We start from the raw sequence: 17,825 nt of genomic DNA, 5'->3' as shown, positions 1-17,825 counted from the left end.
GGGCTAAAAAAATGGGGAGAAATTTAAAGCTTAAAAAAGAAAGTGACTTTGAATTCACAAAAAATCATAAAAGGTTATTATTAGGTTCTGTATTTTTGATGGCAACTTCTGCAATTGGGCCAGCATTTTTAACGCAAACAGCAGTATTTACATCACAATTTTTTGCAAGTTTCGCATTTGCCATATTACTGTCTATCATCATTGACATTGGTGCACAAATTAATATATGGCGCATATTAGTTGTAACTGGTTTAAGAGGTCAAGAAATATCAAATAAAGTTGTTCCTGGGCTTGGTACTGTTATCTCAATATTGATTGCATTTGGTGGTCTAGCTTTTAATATTGGTAATATTGCTGGTGCCGGTTTAGGTTTAAATGCAATTTTTGGATTAGATGTAAAATGGGGCGCAGCTATTACTGCAATCTTTGCAATATTAATCTTTGTAAGTAAAAGTGGCCAAAAAATTATGGACGTTGTTTCAATGATTCTTGGTATTGTGATGATTTTAGTTGTGGCATATGTGATGTTTGTTTCTAATCCACCTTATGGTGATGCTTTTGTGCATACATTTGCGCCAGAACATCCAATGAAATTAGTCTTGCCCATCATTACGTTAGTTGGTGGAACTGTAGGTGGTTATATTACCTTTGCAGGTGCACATCGTATATTAGACTCTGGCATTAAAGGTAAGCAATATTTACCATTTGTAAATCAATCAGCAATTGCTGGTATTTTAACTACAGGTATTATGAGAACGTTACTATTCCTAGCGGTATTAGGAGTTGTTGTAACAGGTGTGACACTAAGTTCTGAAAATCCACCAGCGTCAGTTTTTGAACACGCAATTGGACCAATTGGAAAGAATATTTTTGGTATTGTGTTATTTGCTGCAGCTATGTCATCAGTAATTGGCTCAGCATACACAAGCGCAACATTTTTAAAAACACTTCATAAATCACTTAACGAAAGAAGTAATTTAATTGTGATTGTGTTTATCGTTATTTCAACAATGATTTTCTTATTTATTGGAAAACCAATCAGCCTTTTAATTATAGCAGGCGCGATAAATGGATGGATTTTACCTATTACGTTAGGTGCAATTTTGATTGCAAGTAAAAAGAAATCAATTGTTGGTGATTATAAACACCCAAATTGGATGTTCATCTTTGGTATCGTTGCAGTACTTGTTACAATATTGACAGGTATATTCTCATTCAAAGAAGTACTTCAGTTATTTTAAAAGACATTTCGACTAATAGCATCACTGTAAATGTTGTTAGTATTAGGCAAGATATATTTTGATTTCCGGTGATTCATTTATAAAGCATAATTAGATATATTTTAAGGGAGAGTGGTGCATGACAAATGTACTGCTCTTTTTGTTGTGATGAAAAATCTTTTTCTATTGATTGAGAAAATAGTTATTTATATAGTTTTTAAAGAAAAAAAGTGATAATATTTAGCTAATCTAATGAAAATGGATTTATTGGACAAAAAATACATTTTAAATGAGTAGAGGAGGCTGCAAATGGGTTACAGAACTTTAAAAAGTATTTTTCATGAACACAATGAAAGTAAAATGAAGGAAGAGTATACTAAAAGATTTAATTCTTTAGCTTCTTTCAATACTAATATTAATATCATACCTATGGAAAATGGAAAAAAAGTTAATGATTTGGAATATCCTCTATTCTTTATGGTGACTAAAAATCTATCAAAAAAACAAGAATTAATATCAATTAATAGTAGAAAAATTGATAGAGCACTTAATTCTTTACCATATGCAGCTAGAGAACAATATTTTAATGATTTATTAATCGATGAATTACAAAGTACTAATGAAATTGAAAATGTATTTAGTACTAAACAAGAGATTGCACATGCGTTAAATAACCAAGCATCAGAATTTCTTAAGTTCAGAGGCCTCGTGGATCAATATAAAGAGATAGAACTTAATAAAAAAATTAAAGTTGATAATGTAAGAGACATTAGAGCGATTTATGATAAATTAGTTTCAAATGAAATTAACGAACAAGATAAGTTAGATGGAGAGCTATTTCGTAAAAATTTTGTCGGTGTGCATGATGGGTCAACGAATAAATATATACATGTTGGGTTACAACCTGAAACCAAAATTGTTGAATATATAGGTGAAATGCTAACATTTTTAAAATATTTTGATGCGCCTCAGCCGTTCAAAATCATGGCTAGTCATTATCTGTTTGAATATATACATCCTTTTTATGATGGCAATGGTAGAGTTGGAAGATTTATAATTGCCAAGCTCTTGAGTGATTATTATGATAATTATACTGCTTTGACATTTTCATATGTTATAAATAGAAATAAATCGAAATATTACAAGGCGTTTATGACTGCTTCAAATCATTTGAATTGTGGTGATTTGACGGAATTTATTGACACAATGCTTGAGCTATTGATAGCAGGACAAGAAAGAATACTTGATGAGTTAATACCAAAAATGGATGCGACTGAAAAATTAACGCTTTATTTAACTAGTCATTATAAACAGATAGATTATGAATTTTTGTATCTCCTTTCAATGGATAAATTGTTTGGAAATAAAAGAAATAGATTAACATTAATTGATTTAGAAAACATATTGGGAGTAGGAAGAGTAAAAATTAATAATACAATTAAAAAATATGATAACTACTTAGTTAAAATTAAAAGTAGACCAACAATTTATGAGATAAGTGATGAATTTCTAAATTCGATTATAAAATAAATATAATATGTGATTCAGCTATACTTATAGTATTTGTAAGATCGCGTAATTGCTTCATTGAAAAATATATTTGTTGAGAGTGGTGCATGACAAATGTACTGCTCTTTTTGTTGTGTATCAGTATTGTGATGTTTTAATGCGAATATTATATGAATCATTATGAAATTTAATAAAAATAAAAGAAATGATTATCATTTTTTCTGATATACTGTTAAACGGTTTGGAATTTTTATGTTTACACTGTATTGGTTGATATAACTCAACTAATAATTGCGAACAGGGTATTTCAAATTGGAAAGTATTATGAACGTGATACATAATCAAAATTGTAGGCTCAAGGGAGTGGGACAGAAATGATAAAGAGCCACTAATGATTTATTATGTAGTGGTTCTTACACATTAGCCACAGCTAATGTGTACTTAAAAATAGGAATACATGAGTAAAACTCATGTATAAGAAATACTAATTTCTATAGAAAAAGTATTTCTTTATCGTCGTCCCACCCAACTTGCACATTATTGTAAGCTGACTTTCCGCCAGCTTCTATGTTGGGGCCCCGCCCCAACTTGCATTGCCTGTAGAATTTCTTTTCGAAATTCTCTGTGTTGGGGCCCCTGACTAGAATTGAAAAAAGCTTGTTACAAGTGCATTTTCGTTCAGTCAACTACTGCCAATATAACTTCGTAGAGCATAGAACATTGATTTATGTCCCAGCCTGTTTATCATTTATGTCTCGCTCTCAAATGTAAATTAATAATTGTTTTGGGGGAGTTTGAAGTTAAATATTTAACAGGATTTATTTTAATATTATTGTTAGAAGGAATTTTTACAAATTCAGCGAGTGCAATCGAATATTCAGACTTACATCATAAAAGTAAGTTTGATTCAAAGCGTCTAAGTAATGCTAAGATGTCATTCATCAATCCAACTCAGCTTGAAAATAAAAACACAAACGATAGACTGTTGAAGCATGATTTGTTATTTCATGACATGTTCGTAAATGTTGCTTCGAAAAAGGATTTTAAAGTTGAATTCGAAAATGAGGCACTTTCAAAGAAATTTATAAATAAGAATATCGATATATATGCTGGAAGCTATAGCTATGAATGTCATGGGGGAGCAACCAATAAAACGCAATGTAGTTATGGTGGTGTTACTTTAAGTGACAATAATAAATAAGATGATTATAAGAATATACCTTCTAATTTATGGATTGACGGACATCAAACAGAAATAGAACTAACTGCAGTAAAAACGAAAAAAGAAAATTGTTACCATTCAAGAATTAGATGTTCAATTAAGAAATTATTTGAATGAGAAGTATAAGTTGTACGAACAAGGTGGCGACATTGTTAAAGGGTATGTTAAATATCATAATGATGATGAACAAAATGTAGAATATGATTTTTATAATTTAAATGGTGAGTATGGTTATGAGGTATTAAAAATGTATGCTGATAATAAAACTATCAATAGAGACAAATTGCATTTAGATATCTATTTATTCAAATCATAATTTAATTAAGTTAATCATTAATAATCTTTGACAGTGAAATATAAAGTACCTGACATTATATTGTTACAAATGAAAACAGCAGTAAGGATGCTAACACTTAGAAAAGTCTTACTGCTATTTTCTATTAGAATTATCTTTAATGCACACAGGAATTCGATACGAAACAAATATGATTAACTGTGTAATTACAAAATAAAACTACTATAGTAAAAAGAAGATAAAGACGATGATAATAAATGCATCGAATATAATTTTCTTGATGTTTTTATCAACAACATCAGGTAAGGACATAAGTATAAATCCTAGAATTAGAGTGTAGCGACATATGTTCATAATTGTTGCTATAAACTCGATATTAAATGAAAACTTTAAAAATATACTTATAAATAAAATGACAAACGACGCAATTGCAATAAAACTGCCGTATGTAGCTATCTTTGTTACGAGACTATTTTGATTATTTTCAGCCATTGTAAAATCCTCTTATTTCATCATTATTATTTTAAACATATCATTTTCCTGTTATTTAATAAAGTTTCTTGACACGATTGGTTGATGTAATTGATATGATTAGTTTTTGAAAAATAGACAAATTAGAAGCATCGAATTCACTGTTATGAGTTCAAAAATAATTATTTATGATACCAAGTTATTGAAAGAGCTTTTTATAAAAATAAAGCAAAAGTTTTATACAGTAATGAAAATCATGATACTTGTCGTTGTAGTGATTAAAATGTGATAAAATAACAAATGCTAGGATTTTTTAAAAGAGGTGAATCAAAGGATGATTGGTATAATTGGTGCCATGGAAGAAGAAGTAACAATATTAAAAAATAAATTAACACAATTAAGCGAAATTTCAGTTGCACATGTTAAATTTTATACTGGCATTTTAAAAGATAGAGAAGTAGTGATTACCCAAAGTGGCATTGGAAAAGTTAATGCTGCAATTTCTACGACATTATTAATTAATAAGTTTAAACCGGACGTCATTATTAATACAGGTTCTGCTGGAGCTTTAGATGAAAGTTTAAATGTAGGTGACGTTCTTATAAGTGATGATGTAAAATATCATGATGCGGATGCAACAGCATTTGGTTATGAATATGGACAAATACCACAGATGCCGGTAGCATTTCAATCAAGTAAACCTTTAATAGAAAAAGTATCTCAAGTTGTACAACAACAACAATTAACAGCTAAAGTAGGCTTAATTGTAAGTGGTGATAGCTTTATCGGTAGTGTTGAACAACGCCAAAAAATTAAAAAAGCATTTCCAAATGCGATGGCGGTTGAAATGGAAGCAACTGCAATTGCACAAACATGTTATCAATTTAATGTACCATTTGTTGTAGTTCGTGCAGTTTCAGACTTAGCAAATGGAGAAGCGGAAATGAGCTTCGAAGCATTTTTAGAAAAAGCAGCTGTATCATCAAGTCAAACTGTTGAAGCATTAGTGTCTCAATTATAAAAAGGTAAAGGTGAGTTAAATGGGTTTAGTTCGCAAGTTTTTTATGCCGAATTCATATGTTCAATCAATATTTCAAATTGATTTAGACAAGTTAGTGGACAAAGGCGTTAAAGGTATTATTACAGATTTAGATAATACGCTAGTAGGTTGGGATGTTAAAGAACCTACAGAACGTGTTAAAGCATGGTTTAAGGAAGCTAATGAAAAAGGAATCACTATTACAATCGTGTCTAATAATAATGAGTCTCGTGTTGCTAGTTTTAGTCAGCATTTAGACATCGATTTTATTTTTAAAGCGAGAAAGCCAATGGGGAAAGCGTTTGATAAAGCAATAACTAAGATGAATATCAGACCAGATCAAACTGTTGTTATAGGTGACCAAATGCTTACTGATGTATTTGGTGGTAATCGTCGAGGTCTATATACAATTATGGTTGTTCCAGTTAAACGAACTGATGGCTTTATTACTAAGGTTAATAGATTAATTGAAAGACGATTATTACGTCATTTCAGTAAAAAAGGTTATATCACATGGGAGGAAAATTGATTGTCTGACATTTTAAAATGTATCGGTTGTGGTGCGCCACTTCAATCTGAAGATAAAAATAAACCTGGTTTTGTACCAGAGCATAATATGTTTCGTGATGACGTGATTTGCAGACGTTGTTTCCGCTTGAAAAATTATAACGAAGTTCAAGATGTAGGATTAGAAAGTGAAGACTTTTTAAAATTATTATCAGGACTTGCGGATAAAAAGGGTATTGTCGTCAATGTCGTGGATGTATTTGACTTTGAAGGATCATTTATTAATGCAGTTAAACGTATTGTCGGAAACAAAAAAATCATTTTAGCAGCAAATAAATTGGATTTATTGCCGAAACAAATTAATAAACGTCGAGTTAAAGAATGGTTAAAACGAACAGCAAGAAAATATGGTTTGGAAGCTGACGATGTCGTATTAATTTCAGCTGAAAAAGGCTGGGGCATAGACGACTTATTATCATCAATTGCGAATATTCGAGAAAATGAAGATGTGTATATTGTAGGGACAACGAATGTTGGGAAATCTACATTGATTAATAAACTGATTGAAGCTAGTGTTGGTGAAAAAGATGTAGTAACAACTTCAAGATTCCCTGGAACAACTTTAGATATGATAGATATTCCTTTAGATGAATCATCATTTATGTATGATACACCAGGTATTATTCAAGATCATCAAATGACGCATTTAGTTAGTGAAAAAGAATTGAAAATTATTATGCCTAAGAAAGAAATAAAACAACGCGTATATCAATTAAATGAGGCGCAGACATTATTCTTCGGCGGTCTAGCGCGCATAGATTATGTATCAGGTGGTAAACGTCCGTTAGTTTGTTTCTTTTCTAATGACTTGAATATACATCGTACTAAAACGGAGAAGGCTAATGATTTATGGCGTAATCAACTTGGCGATTTATTAACGCCACCTGGAAATCCACAAAATTTTGATCTTAATGAGTTAAAGGCTGTTAGACTTGAAACAGGCAAAGAGAAACGTGATGTTATGATCTCTGGTCTAGGCTTTATAACTATAGGACCAGGAGCTAAAGTAATCGTTCGTGTTCCTAAAAATGTTGATGTTGTATTAAGAAATTCTATTTTATAAGGTGATTTAAAAAATGAAATTTGCAGTTATCGGAAATCCTATTTCACATTCCTTGTCGCCCGTTATGCATAGAGCAAATTTTAATTCTTTAGGATTAGATGATACTTATGAAGCTTTAAATATTCCAATTGAAGATTTTCATTTAATTAAAGAAATTATTTCGAAAAAAGAATTAGATGGCTTTAATATCACAATTCCTCATAAAGAACGTATCATACCGTATTTAGATTATGTTGATGAACAAGCGATTAATGCAGGTGCAGTTAACACTGTTTTGATAAAAGATGGCAAGTGGATAGGGTATAATACAGATGGTATTGGTTATGTTAAAGGATTGCACAGCGTTTATCCAGATTTAGAAAATGCATACATTTTAATTTTGGGCGCAGGTGGTGCAAGTAAAGGTATTGCTTATGAATTAGCAAAATTTGTAAAGCCCAAATTAACTGTTGCGAATAGAACGATGGCTCGTTTTGAATCTTGGAATTTAAATATAAACCAAATTTCATTGGCAGATGCTGAAAAGTATTTAGCTGAATTCGATATCGTTATTAATACAACACCAGCGGGTATGGCTGGAAATAACGAAAGTATTATTAATTTAAAACATCTTTCTCCCAATACTTTAATGAGTGATATTGTTTATATACCGTATAAAACACCTATTTTAGAGGAAGCAGAGCGCAAGGGAAACCATATTTATAATGGCTTAGATATGTTTGTTTACCAAGGTGCGGAAAGCTTTAAAATTTGGACTAATAAAGATGCTGATATTAATTCTATGAAAACAGCAGTTTTACAACAATTAAAAGGAGAATAACATATGCTTACTGGCAAACAAAAAAGATACTTAAGAAGTTTAGCACACAATATTGATCCGATTTTTCAAATTGGAAAAGGCGGTATCAACGAAAATATGATTAAACAAATAGATGATACGTTAGAAAACAGAGAATTGATTAAAGTACATGTACTACAAAATAACTTTGATGATAAAAAAGAATTAGCTGAAACATTAAGCGAAGCTACGCGTAGTGAATTAGTGCAAGTGATTGGATCTATGATAGTGATTTATAGAGAATCTAAAGAAAATAAAGAAATTGAATTGCCATAATAATGAAAAAGATAGTACTTTACGGCGGTCAGTTTAACCCTATCCATACTGCACATATGATAGTAGCTAGCGAAGTATTTCATGAATTACAGCCAGATGAATTTTATTTTTTACCTAGTTTTATGTCTCCATTGAAAAAGCACAATAATTTTATAGATGTTCAGCACAGATTAACAATGATACAGATGATTATCGACGAGCTTGGTTTTGGAGATATTTGCGACGATGAAATTAAACGTGGTGGTCAGAGTTATACCTATGACACGATCAAGGCATTCAAGGAGCAACACAAAGACAGTGAGTTGTACTTTGTTATTGGGACGGATCAGTATAACCAACTAGAGAAATGGTATCAAATTGAATACTTAAAAGAAATGGTTACTTTTGTAGTTGTAAATCGAGACAAAAATAGTCAAAATGTTGAAAATGCTATGATTGCAATTCAGATACCTAGGGTAGATATAAGTTCGACAATGATTCGACAAAGAGTTAGTGAAGGGAAATCTATCCAAGTTCTTGTTCCTAAATCCGTTGAAAACTATATTAAGGGGGAAGGATTATATGAACATTGAAAAAGCAAAACGGCTTGCAAAAGAGAAACTGCCAGAGAAACGTTATAATCATTCTTTAAGAGTTGCAGAAACAGCGATTAAATTGGCAGAAATTTATGATGGAGACACTAGTAAAGTAGAATTAGCAGGTGTATTACATGATTTCTGTAAATATGATGATTTAGGTAAAATGTATCAAATTGTTCGACAATACGAATTAGGTAATGATCTACTGAGTTATGGTAGTGAAATATTGCATGGCCCTGTGTGTGCAGCAATCATGGAACATGAATATGGTATCAATGATGAGGAAGTATTAATGGCTATCAAATACCATACTACTGGACGTCAACAAATGACAAAAACTGAAAAACTGATTTTTATTGCTGATTACATCGAACCTGGAAGAACAATCCCAGGAGTTGATGATATTCGAGATATGGCATACAATCAAGGTAGTTTAGATAAGACAATTTATGAAATTTCTAAACGCACAGTACTATTTTTAATACAGAAAGATATTACGGTATATAATAAGACGATTGACTGTTTAAATTATTATAACTATAGTGACGAAAGAATAAAGGATGATTAAATGAATTCACAAGAATTATTAGCAATTGCTGTGGATGCAATTGACAATAAAAAAGGCGAAGATACGATTTCTTTAGAAATGAAAGGTATCAGCGATATGACAGATTATTTTGTTGTAACGCACGGAAATAATGAACGACAAGTTCAAGCGATTGCTAGAGCGGTGAAAGAAGTAGCCAATGAACAAAATATAGAAGTAAAACGTATGGAAGGATACAATGAAGCGCGTTGGATATTAATTGACTTAGCTGATGTTGTGGTACATGTTTTCCATAAAGACGAAAGAAATTATTATAATATTGAAAAGTTATATCAAGATGCACCATTAGAATCATATGGTCAGGTTGCGTATTAATTATGTCGCAATATGCAGAAATGAGCCTAGTGTACGATCAATTGACTCAAGATCAACCATATGAAAAATGGTTTGAAATTGTAAAAAATCACTGCAAAGATGAATCAAATATTTTAGATATTGGATGCGGTACTGGTAGTTTAACAGTTCAATTAGAAGCTTTAGGTAATGTTACTGGTATGGATTTAAGTGTTGATATGTTGACTGTTGCAGCTCAAAAATCAGCAAATGTAAATTGGCTTGAAGGAGATATGACATCTTTTGATTTGCAACAACAATTTGATATCATCACTATTTTTTGTGACTCTCTAAATTATTTGCAAGATGAAACTGCAGTGATTGAAACATTCATCAATGTTTATCATCATCTGACTGATTCAGGTGTATTTATTTTTGATGTACATACTGTTTATAAAATGATGACTTTGTTTAATAATCAAAGTTATATTGATGATAAAGGGGACATTTTTTTAGCATGGGATGCTGTGCAAGGAGATTTACCTTTAAGTGTTTATCATGATATGACATTTTTCATTCGACATGAAGATGAAACATATTCAAGATTTGATGAGTCTCATTTTCAGAGAACATTTGATGAAAAGACATATTTGTCTTGGTTAGCTCAAGTCGGTTTTAAACATGTTGAAACATTTACTGATTTTAATATAGATGAACATAATGAAGATACAGAAAGATTGTTTTTCATTGCGAAAAAATAAAAGTAAAACCACTCGCTCAGACGTGTATAAAGTTGAGGAGTGGTTTTATTGTATCAATTTTTATTACGCTATAAAGATTTTTTAACTCAGTGGAAGTTATATATTATAAGTGCTGTTGTTTTAATTATGGTATTAATTGGTTTTATATTCTGGAGACAAGATGATTATACTTCAAGAAATTTTGAAAATAAAGATACTGCTCTGAAACAAAGCACTAGTGAAAATAATAGTTTGTCCAAATTAGAAGATGTCCAGGTCAAAGATGGAGATAATTCCAAAAATAAAGGTCCTGTATATGTCGATGTAAAAGGTGCTGTTAAACATCCTAATGTTTATAAAATGACATCTAAGGATAGAGTAGTTGATTTACTTGATAAAGCACAATTATTGGATGATGCAGATGTAAGTCGAATTAATTTGTCTGAAAAATTAACAGATCAAAAAATGATTTTCATACCTCATAAAGGACAAAAGAATGTTGAACCACAAATTGAAGTAAACAGTGTGCACGTAAAAAATGGGAACACAAATAATACTAAAGTAAATTTAAATACCGCATCTGTATCAGAATTGATGTCTGTTCCTGGAGTAGGGCAAGCTAAAGCTAATGCAATTGTTGAATATCGCAACCAACAAGGTGCATTTCAAGAAATTGACGATTTGAAAAAAGTAAAAGGTTTTGGAAGTAAAACTTTTGATAAACTGAAATCTTATTTCACGATATAATGGATTATTTTAATTGCAAATTTTATTTTTTGTGATTAATCTTATATTATTAGAAAATGTTACTAAATTTTAAGTATGGAAGGTGAACATCTTGGAAAGAATCAAATGGGAAGAATATTTTATGGCACAAAGTCATTTGCTAGCATTACGTTCAACTTGTCAAAGATTATCTGTAGGTGCAACGATTGTTAAGGATAATCGTATTATTGCTGGTGGTTATAATGGCTCTGTAGCTGGCGAGGTGCATTGTATAGATGAAGGATGTTTAATTGAAGATGGACATTGTATCAGAACGATACATGCAGAAATGAATGCTTTATTACAATGTGCAAAACAAGGTGTATCTACTGAAGGTGCAACAATCTATGTTACTCATTTTCCATGCCTAAATTGTACAAAGTCAATTATTCAAGCAGGTATAAAGCGTATCTACTATGCAGAAGATTATCATAACCATGAATATGCAACTAAATTACTCAAACAATCTGGTATTGAATTTAAAAAAATTCCATTTTCACCAGAATATGTTGCTAAATATCTGACTAAAGGTTAATGTTTTGCTGTATGTCGCGTTATCAATGATTGTAGGAGTGCTTTGGAATTCTAGCAAAGTGCTCTCTACATTTCTTTTCATTTTACTTTTGTATATTACTTATCGTAAAAATAAAATCGTTTATGCCCCTATTTCTCTCTTTTTAATCATTTTCTCCTCATGGTATTTACATTATTCACAACAAGCAATATTTAATTATATCAATTATATTGAACGTAATTCTCAGTTTAATGAGCGTGCTCAAGTAATCCAAATTCAACGTCAAGGTAGTGACACATATAAAGGTAGGTTGAGTTTAAAAAATGAAATATATCCTTTCTTTTTAACAGATAAAAAGAATTTTGATTTAAAGAAAATTGAAAGTCGTAATTGTATTGTTAAAGGACAATTCAAAGTTAATGAAAATAAGTTTGTAACTCTTAAATTACAAAGTATAGTTGTACAAAGCTGCCTAGAATCGAACCGGTCTAATTTAATTGAGAAACATAAACAGTTTATAATGAATCGAATTTATGATTCGGGTATTAAGTTTCCGGATCGTATTATGGCATTGATTACTGGTGACGTAAAAGAAATTAATGAGCAATTTAAGGAACGTGTTAAAGAGATAGGTATATATCATTTGCTGGCAGTTAGTGGCTCGCATATAGCTGCAATTGTATTCTTAATTTACCAACCTTTAAAACGATTAAATTTACCTTTATTTGTCATTAAAGGAATTACAATCATTGTATTAACTTTATATGCTCAATACACAAATTATGCACCTAGTGCTGTAAGAGCTATAATAATGACAACTCTTGTACTGCTTATTACTAAGCAAATTAAAATAAAGGGTATTCAGCTATTAGCATTTGCATTTATAATTATGTTTATTTTAAACCCACTAGTTGTTTATGATATTGGATTTCAATTTTCATTCATCATTTCATTTTTTATTATGCTACTTTTTCCTTTTTTACAGCAATTGTCAAAGTTACAATCATTATTCATAATTACGTTTATTGCACAATTAGCTTCATTTATCGTTGCCATTCCAAACTTTCATCAACTTCAATGGGTGGGATTTTTATCTAATTTGATTTTTGTACCGTACTATTCGATTATATTGTTTCCGCTATCTATTTTATTCTTTATTACAAGTCATTTTATTGTGGGATTAACGCCGCTAAATTACTTGGTTGACCTAAGTTTTAATTTTCATGACTGGTTACTAGACCTATTCACAAGAATTAAGCAATCACATTTTTCTGTTCCCAAGTTTAATGATTGGATATTTATAATATTTATAATTTCTGTTTATTACATATTTTGGTTATTGGCTAAACGTAAATATATATTGGTTACGTTTTGGACTATAATTATTCTGACATTATTAATAACGTTTCCAACAAATTCACATCACAAAATTACAATGTTAAATGTGGGGCAGGGAGACAGTATTTTATATGAAGGCGGTAAGAACCAAAATGTCTTGATTGATACAGGTGGGAAAGTGATTGATGATACTAAACAACCTAGTTATTCAATTTCTAAATATCATATTTTACCAACGCTAAATGAAAGAGGGATAAATGAATTAGAGTATCTAATTTTAACACATCCACACAATGACCATATTGGTGAAGTGGAATATATTATTAGTCATATTAAAATTAAACATATAGTGATATACAATAAGGGATATAGTAGTAATACATTGATGTTATTATCGAAATTAAGCCATAAGTACAACATTAAACTTATGGATGTAAGACAAGTTAGTAGTTTTAAACTTGGAGATAGTAGTTTTCTATTTTTTGATAGTTTTATTCCAAATAGCCGAGATAAAAATGAGTATTCGATTATTACTATGATTACATATCAAAATAAAAAAGTTTTATTAATGGGCGATGCTAGTAAAAATAATGAATCTTTACTACTAAAAAAATATAACTTGCCGGAGATTGATATTTTAAAAGTAGGACATCATGGGAGCAAGACAAGTAGTTCTAAAGAATTTATAGAGATGATTAAGCCTAAAATAAGTTTGATTTCTTCTGGGAAGAACAATATGTATCATCTTCCTAATATAGAAGTTGTTAAACGATTGCAAAGGATTCGCAGTCGCATTTACAATAGTCAACAAAACGGTCAAGTTACAATTGACTTAGATGATAATTTAAAAGTTGATTCAAACTCTTATGGAAATGCAAGTGGTTTATAGATACAGAAACATGATATAATCTATTGATGTGTCAAACGAATGAAAGGGTGTAATGAATGAGCGACAATATTGTAGCTATTTATGGAGATGTGCCTGAATTGGTTGAAAAACAAAGTGCAGAAATCATATCACAATTTTTGAAAAGTGATAGAGATGACTTTAACTTTGTGAAATATAATTTATACGAAACAGAGATTGCACCAATTGTTGAAGAAACATTAACATTGCCTTTCTTTTCAGATAAAAAAGCAATTTTGGTTAAAAATGCATATATATTTACAGGTGAAAAAGCGCCAAAAGATATGGCTCATAATGTAGATCAATTAATAGAATTTATTGAAAAATATGATGGCGAAAATTTGATTGTCTTTGAGATATATCAAAATAAACTTGATGAAAGAAAAAAGTTAACTAAAACTCTAAAAAAGCATGCAAGGCTTAAAAAAATAGAGCAAATGTCTGAAGAAGAAATAAAAAAATGGATTCAAAGTAAATTAAATGAGAATTTCAAAGATATCAAAAGAGATGCATTAGATTTATTTATTGAGTTGACAGGTATTAACTTTAATATTGTCTCACAAGAGATAGAAAAGTTGATTTTATTTTTAGGCGATAGACCAACAATTAATAAGCAGGATGTTAACCAAATTATTAATAGAAGTTTAGAGCAAAATGTATTTTTACTGACTGAATACATTCAGAAAAGAAAGAAAGAACAAGCAATTCATTTAGTAAAAGATTTAATAACTATGAAAGAAGAACCAATTAAATTACTTGCACTAATTACAAGTAATTACCGATTATTTTATCAATGTAAGATTCTGAGTCAAAAAGGATATAGTGGACAGCAAATTGCTAAAACAATAGGAGTGCATCCATACAGAGTAAAATTAGCGTTAGGACAAGTAAGACATTATCAACTTGATGAATTATTGAATATTGTAGATGCTTGTGCGGAAACTGATTATAAACTTAAATCATCATATATGGATAAACAGTTAATACTGGAATTATTCATTCTATCTTTATAAAAAATAAAAGTTCAAGCATGCGCTTGAACTTTTATTTAAAAAGATTATTTATTTGCAGTCATTAATTGTGATTTAATACGGTCAGCTTTGTTTGAATGTATTAAATTACTTTGAGCAGCTTTGTCTACTAACTTAACTGCTAAGCTTACTAATTCATTTTTATTATCAGCGTTATTTGAAACAGCTGTTTTAGCGTTTTTAACTGCTGTACGCATTGCACTCTTTTGTGAAATGTTGCGTGCTTCAGCTTTTTCAGTTGTTTTTACACGTTTAATTGCAGATTTGATATTTGCCATTTCTGTCACCTCCTAAAAGTGAGTTCATCTTATCAAAATTTTATTTGATTACAACAAGAAATATTTTAACAAAAGTCTAACCGTTGTGCAATCATTTATTTGATGGGGTTAGCTTAAAATTTTGCAGATTTAATAAATTGTGTTGGAAACACAATCAATACGTTTTATAATTATAAGTACGTAATTAACATATTAACATATCGCAAGTATGTATTTAAATAAAGATTGTTATAATTTCAAAGTTCATCCAAGATTATGGCGTTTGCATTTACCTATTAAAAACGTTATTATATCAAAGATGCGAAAGATAATACGGGTTTATTTTATGAAAGTGAGAAGGATAAAATGGATAATGAGCAACGCTTAAAAAGAAGAGAGAATATAAGGAATTTCTCGATTATAGCACATATTGACCACGGAAAATCTACATTGGCTGATAGAATTTTAGAAAATACCAAATCAGTTGAAACAAGAGATATGCAAGATCAGTTACTAGATTCAATGGATTTAGAAAGAGAACGTGGTATTACAATCAAATTAAACGCAGTTCGTTTAAAGTACGAAGCTAAAGATGGAAATACTTATACATTCCATTTAATCGATACGCCTGGACACGTCGATTTTACATATGAAGTGTCACGTTCTTTGGCAGCTTGTGAGGGTGCGATTTTAGTAGTAGATGCGGCTCAAGGTATCGAAGCACAAACATTAGCAAATGTTTATTTGGCATTAGATAATGAGTTAGAGTTATTGCCTGTTATTAACAAAATTGATTTACCTGCTGCAGAACCTGAACGCGTGAAACAAGAAATTGAAGATATGATAGGTTTAGACCAAGACGATGTTGTTTTAGCAAGTGCTAAATCTAACATTGGAATTGAAGAGATACTAGAGAAAATAGTTGAAGTTGTGCCAGCTCCAGATGGTGACCCAGAAGCACCACTAAAAGCATTAATATTTGATTCTGAGTATGATCCATATAGAGGGGTAATTTCATCGATAAGAATTGTAGACGGTGTTGTTAAAGCTGGAGATAAAATTCGAATGATGGCCACTGGTAAAGAGTTCGAAGTAACAGAAGTTGGAATTAATACACCTAAGCAGCTTCCAGTTGATGAATTAACAGTTGGTGATGTTGGTTATATTATTGCAAGTATTAAAAATGTTGATGATTCTAGGGTTGGTGACACCATCACATTAGCTAGTAGACCTGCATCAGAACCATTGCAAGGTTATAAGAAAATGAATCCAATGGTATATTGCGGACTGTTCCCAATAGATAACAAAAATTATAATGATTTAAGAGAAGCATTAGAAAAATTACAATTGAATGATGCATCATTAGAATTTGAGCCTGAATCGTCACAAGCATTAGGTTTTGGTTATAGAACTGGTTTCTTAGGTATGTTACACATGGAAATAATTCAAGAAAGAATTGAAAGAGAATTTGGCATTGAATTAATTGCAACAGCACCATCTGTAATTTATCAATGTATTTTAAGGGACGGTTCAGAAGTGACGGTTGATAACCCAGCACAAATGCCAGATCGTGATAAAATTGATAAAATATTTGAGCCATATGTTCGTGCAACTATGATGGTTCCAAATGACTATGTAGGTGCAGTAATGGAATTATGTCAACGTAAACGTGGACAATTTATAAATATGGACTATTTAGATGATATTCGTGTAAATATTGTTTATGAATTACCTTTAGCTGAAGTTGTATTTGATTTCTTCGATCAACTTAAATCTAATACTAAAGGATATGCATCATTTGATTATGAATTCATCGAAAATAAAGAAAGTAATTTAGTTAAGATGGATATTTTATTAAACGGTGATAAAGTGGATGCGCTAAGCTTCATAGTTCATAGAGATTTTGCATATGAACGTGGTAAAGCATTAGTTGAAAAACTTAAAACGTTAATTCCAAGACAGCAATTTGAAGTACCTGTACAGGCTGCAATAGGACAAAAAATTGTAGCGCGTACAAATATTAAATCAATGGGTAAAAACGTTTTAGCTAAATGTTATGGCGGTGACATAAGCCGTAAACGTAAATTACTTGAAAAACAAAAAGCAGGTAAAGCTAAGATGAAAGCAGTTGGTAATGTTGAAATTCCACAGGATGCTTTCTTGGCTGTATTGAAAATGGATGACGAATAAGTTTTTAAAAAATTTATTAACAATTTACAATGAATAAAGTTTAATAACTAAAAAGAGGGAGCCTAGGATAAATTAACGTCCTGGGCTTTACAATGTTATATTGGCAGTCATCGACAGAGTTAAAA

General features: G+C 30.5%; 18 protein-coding genes and 1 pseudogene. 17 read left to right on the top strand and 2 right to left on the bottom strand.

Translation table 11 applies throughout. The features are described from left to right. Positions 1-11 precede the first annotated feature (11 nt). The 3 genes and pseudogenes from NSS86_RS06670 to NSS86_RS06660 all read left to right on the top strand — a co-directional run bounded on the left by NSS86_RS06670 (position 12) and on the right by NSS86_RS06660 (position 4,267). Positions 12-1,241: an NRAMP family divalent metal transporter gene (locus tag NSS86_RS06670; protein ID WP_000533238.1), complete on the top strand. Its 1,230-nt coding sequence runs from the start codon at positions 12-14 to the stop codon at positions 1,239-1,241. A gap of 288 nt (positions 1,242-1,529) precedes the next feature. Continuing rightward, positions 1,530-2,750 (top strand): Fic family protein, encoded by a 1,221-nt coding sequence (locus NSS86_RS06665; protein WP_000542320.1) that lies wholly within the window; start codon positions 1,530-1,532, stop codon positions 2,748-2,750. A gap of 763 nt (positions 2,751-3,513) precedes the next feature. Further along, positions 3,514-4,267 (top strand): annotated as a pseudogene (locus tag NSS86_RS06660) (exotoxin beta-grasp domain-containing protein). Positions 4,268-4,468: 201 nt separating this feature from the next. Here NSS86_RS06660 and NSS86_RS06655 read toward each other — a convergent pair. Then, positions 4,469-4,738, bottom strand: a complete 270-nt coding sequence (locus NSS86_RS06655; protein WP_000829749.1) for a hypothetical protein — start codon at positions 4,736-4,738, stop codon at positions 4,469-4,471. Positions 4,739-5,051: 313 nt separating this feature from the next. Between NSS86_RS06655 and mtnN the strand changes: the two genes are divergently transcribed. From mtnN to holA, 13 genes are all read left to right on the top strand, one after another. Then, the gene (gene mtnN, locus NSS86_RS06650) at positions 5,052-5,738 is read left to right on the top strand and encodes a 5'-methylthioadenosine/S-adenosylhomocysteine nucleosidase (protein WP_000579275.1); all 687 of its coding nucleotides are present in this window, start codon (positions 5,052-5,054) and stop codon (positions 5,736-5,738) included. 19 nt (positions 5,739-5,757) lie between these two features. Beyond that, positions 5,758-6,285, top strand: a complete 528-nt coding sequence (locus tag NSS86_RS06645) for a YqeG family HAD IIIA-type phosphatase (RefSeq protein ID WP_000524903.1) — start codon at positions 5,758-5,760, stop codon at positions 6,283-6,285. Further along, positions 6,286-7,386, top strand: a complete 1,101-nt coding sequence (gene yqeH, locus NSS86_RS06640) for a ribosome biogenesis GTPase YqeH (RefSeq protein WP_001280137.1) — start codon at positions 6,286-6,288, stop codon at positions 7,384-7,386. A 13-nt stretch (positions 7,387-7,399) separates the two neighbouring features. Beyond that, entirely contained in the window at positions 7,400-8,206 is an 807-nt protein-coding gene (gene aroE / locus NSS86_RS06635; protein WP_000666757.1) for a shikimate dehydrogenase, read from the top strand. Positions 8,207-8,209: 3 nt separating this feature from the next. Further along, positions 8,210-8,500, top strand: a complete 291-nt coding sequence (gene yhbY, locus NSS86_RS06630; RefSeq protein ID WP_000955235.1) for a ribosome assembly RNA-binding protein YhbY — start codon at positions 8,210-8,212, stop codon at positions 8,498-8,500. Positions 8,501-8,502: 2 nt separating this feature from the next. Further along, positions 8,503-9,072, top strand: coding sequence for a nicotinate (nicotinamide) nucleotide adenylyltransferase (gene nadD / locus NSS86_RS06625; RefSeq protein ID WP_000725167.1), 570 nt, complete (start codon positions 8,503-8,505; stop codon positions 9,070-9,072). Then, the gene (gene yqeK, locus NSS86_RS06620; RefSeq protein ID WP_001019324.1) at positions 9,062-9,646 is read left to right on the top strand and encodes a bis(5'-nucleosyl)-tetraphosphatase (symmetrical) YqeK; all 585 of its coding nucleotides are present in this window, start codon (positions 9,062-9,064) and stop codon (positions 9,644-9,646) included. Before nadD ends, yqeK begins: the two co-directional genes overlap by 11 nt. Further along, on the top strand, positions 9,647-10,000 hold the full coding sequence (gene rsfS / locus NSS86_RS06615) for a ribosome silencing factor (RefSeq protein WP_001088020.1): 354 nt from the start codon (positions 9,647-9,649) through the stop codon (positions 9,998-10,000). 2 nt (positions 10,001-10,002) lie between these two features. Beyond that, positions 10,003-10,719, top strand: a complete 717-nt coding sequence (locus tag NSS86_RS06610) for a class I SAM-dependent methyltransferase (protein ID WP_000084830.1) — start codon at positions 10,003-10,005, stop codon at positions 10,717-10,719. A 39-nt stretch (positions 10,720-10,758) separates the two neighbouring features. Beyond that, positions 10,759-11,445: a ComEA family DNA-binding protein gene (locus tag NSS86_RS06605; RefSeq protein ID WP_001802022.1), complete on the top strand. Its 687-nt coding sequence runs from the start codon at positions 10,759-10,761 to the stop codon at positions 11,443-11,445. Positions 11,446-11,536: 91 nt separating this feature from the next. Then, complete coding sequence (locus NSS86_RS06600; protein WP_000439693.1) at positions 11,537-11,998, top strand: ComE operon protein 2; 462 nt, start codon at positions 11,537-11,539, stop codon at positions 11,996-11,998. 4 nt (positions 11,999-12,002) lie between these two features. Beyond that, complete coding sequence (locus tag NSS86_RS06595) at positions 12,003-14,204, top strand: DNA internalization-related competence protein ComEC/Rec2 (RefSeq protein ID WP_001557362.1); 2,202 nt, start codon at positions 12,003-12,005, stop codon at positions 14,202-14,204. A gap of 56 nt (positions 14,205-14,260) precedes the next feature. Beyond that, a complete protein-coding gene (gene holA / locus NSS86_RS06590) occupies positions 14,261-15,235 on the top strand; it encodes a DNA polymerase III subunit delta (RefSeq protein ID WP_001282563.1) in 975 nt (324 codons plus the stop codon). Positions 15,236-15,279: 44 nt separating this feature from the next. On the opposite strand, the gene rpsT is transcribed toward holA, so the two are convergent. Continuing rightward, positions 15,280-15,531 (bottom strand): 30S ribosomal protein S20, encoded by a 252-nt coding sequence (gene rpsT, locus NSS86_RS06585; protein WP_001274017.1) that lies wholly within the window; start codon positions 15,529-15,531, stop codon positions 15,280-15,282. 345 nt (positions 15,532-15,876) lie between these two features. Between rpsT and lepA the strand changes: the two genes are divergently transcribed. Then, the gene (gene lepA / locus NSS86_RS06580) at positions 15,877-17,700 is read left to right on the top strand and encodes a translation elongation factor 4 (RefSeq protein ID WP_000368338.1); all 1,824 of its coding nucleotides are present in this window, start codon (positions 15,877-15,879) and stop codon (positions 17,698-17,700) included. The last annotated feature ends 125 nt before the right edge of the window (positions 17,701-17,825 follow it).

The organism is Staphylococcus sp. FSL W8-0056, assembly GCF_037963075.1.
Lineage (GTDB): Bacteria > Bacillota > Bacilli > Staphylococcales > Staphylococcaceae > Staphylococcus > Staphylococcus aureus.
Note: the sequence above shows the minus strand (reverse complement) of the source record. Positions and strands in the feature narration are given on the sequence as shown.

Coding starts and splice junctions, on each gene's coding strand:
- NSS86_RS06655 (WP_000829749.1), bottom strand. CDS start 4,738: ATGGCTGAAAATAATCAAAATAGTCTCGTAACAAAGATAGCTACATAC.
- rsfS (WP_001088020.1), top strand. CDS start 9,647: ATGAATTCACAAGAATTATTAGCAATTGCTGTGGATGCAATTGACAAT.
- NSS86_RS06610 (WP_000084830.1), top strand. CDS start 10,003: ATGTCGCAATATGCAGAAATGAGCCTAGTGTACGATCAATTGACTCAA.
- nadD (WP_000725167.1), top strand. CDS start 8,503: ATGAAAAAGATAGTACTTTACGGCGGTCAGTTTAACCCTATCCATACT.
- yqeK (WP_001019324.1), top strand. CDS start 9,062: ATGAACATTGAAAAAGCAAAACGGCTTGCAAAAGAGAAACTGCCAGAG.
- rpsT (WP_001274017.1), bottom strand. CDS start 15,531: ATGGCAAATATCAAATCTGCAATTAAACGTGTAAAAACAACTGAAAAA.
- lepA (WP_000368338.1), top strand. CDS start 15,877: ATGGATAATGAGCAACGCTTAAAAAGAAGAGAGAATATAAGGAATTTC.
- aroE (WP_000666757.1), top strand. CDS start 7,400: ATGAAATTTGCAGTTATCGGAAATCCTATTTCACATTCCTTGTCGCCC.
- yhbY (WP_000955235.1), top strand. CDS start 8,210: ATGCTTACTGGCAAACAAAAAAGATACTTAAGAAGTTTAGCACACAAT.
- holA (WP_001282563.1), top strand. CDS start 14,261: ATGAGCGACAATATTGTAGCTATTTATGGAGATGTGCCTGAATTGGTT.
- mtnN (WP_000579275.1), top strand. CDS start 5,052: ATGATTGGTATAATTGGTGCCATGGAAGAAGAAGTAACAATATTAAAA.
- NSS86_RS06665 (WP_000542320.1), top strand. CDS start 1,530: ATGGGTTACAGAACTTTAAAAAGTATTTTTCATGAACACAATGAAAGT.
- NSS86_RS06670 (WP_000533238.1), top strand. CDS start 12: ATGGGGAGAAATTTAAAGCTTAAAAAAGAAAGTGACTTTGAATTCACA.
- NSS86_RS06645 (WP_000524903.1), top strand. CDS start 5,758: ATGGGTTTAGTTCGCAAGTTTTTTATGCCGAATTCATATGTTCAATCA.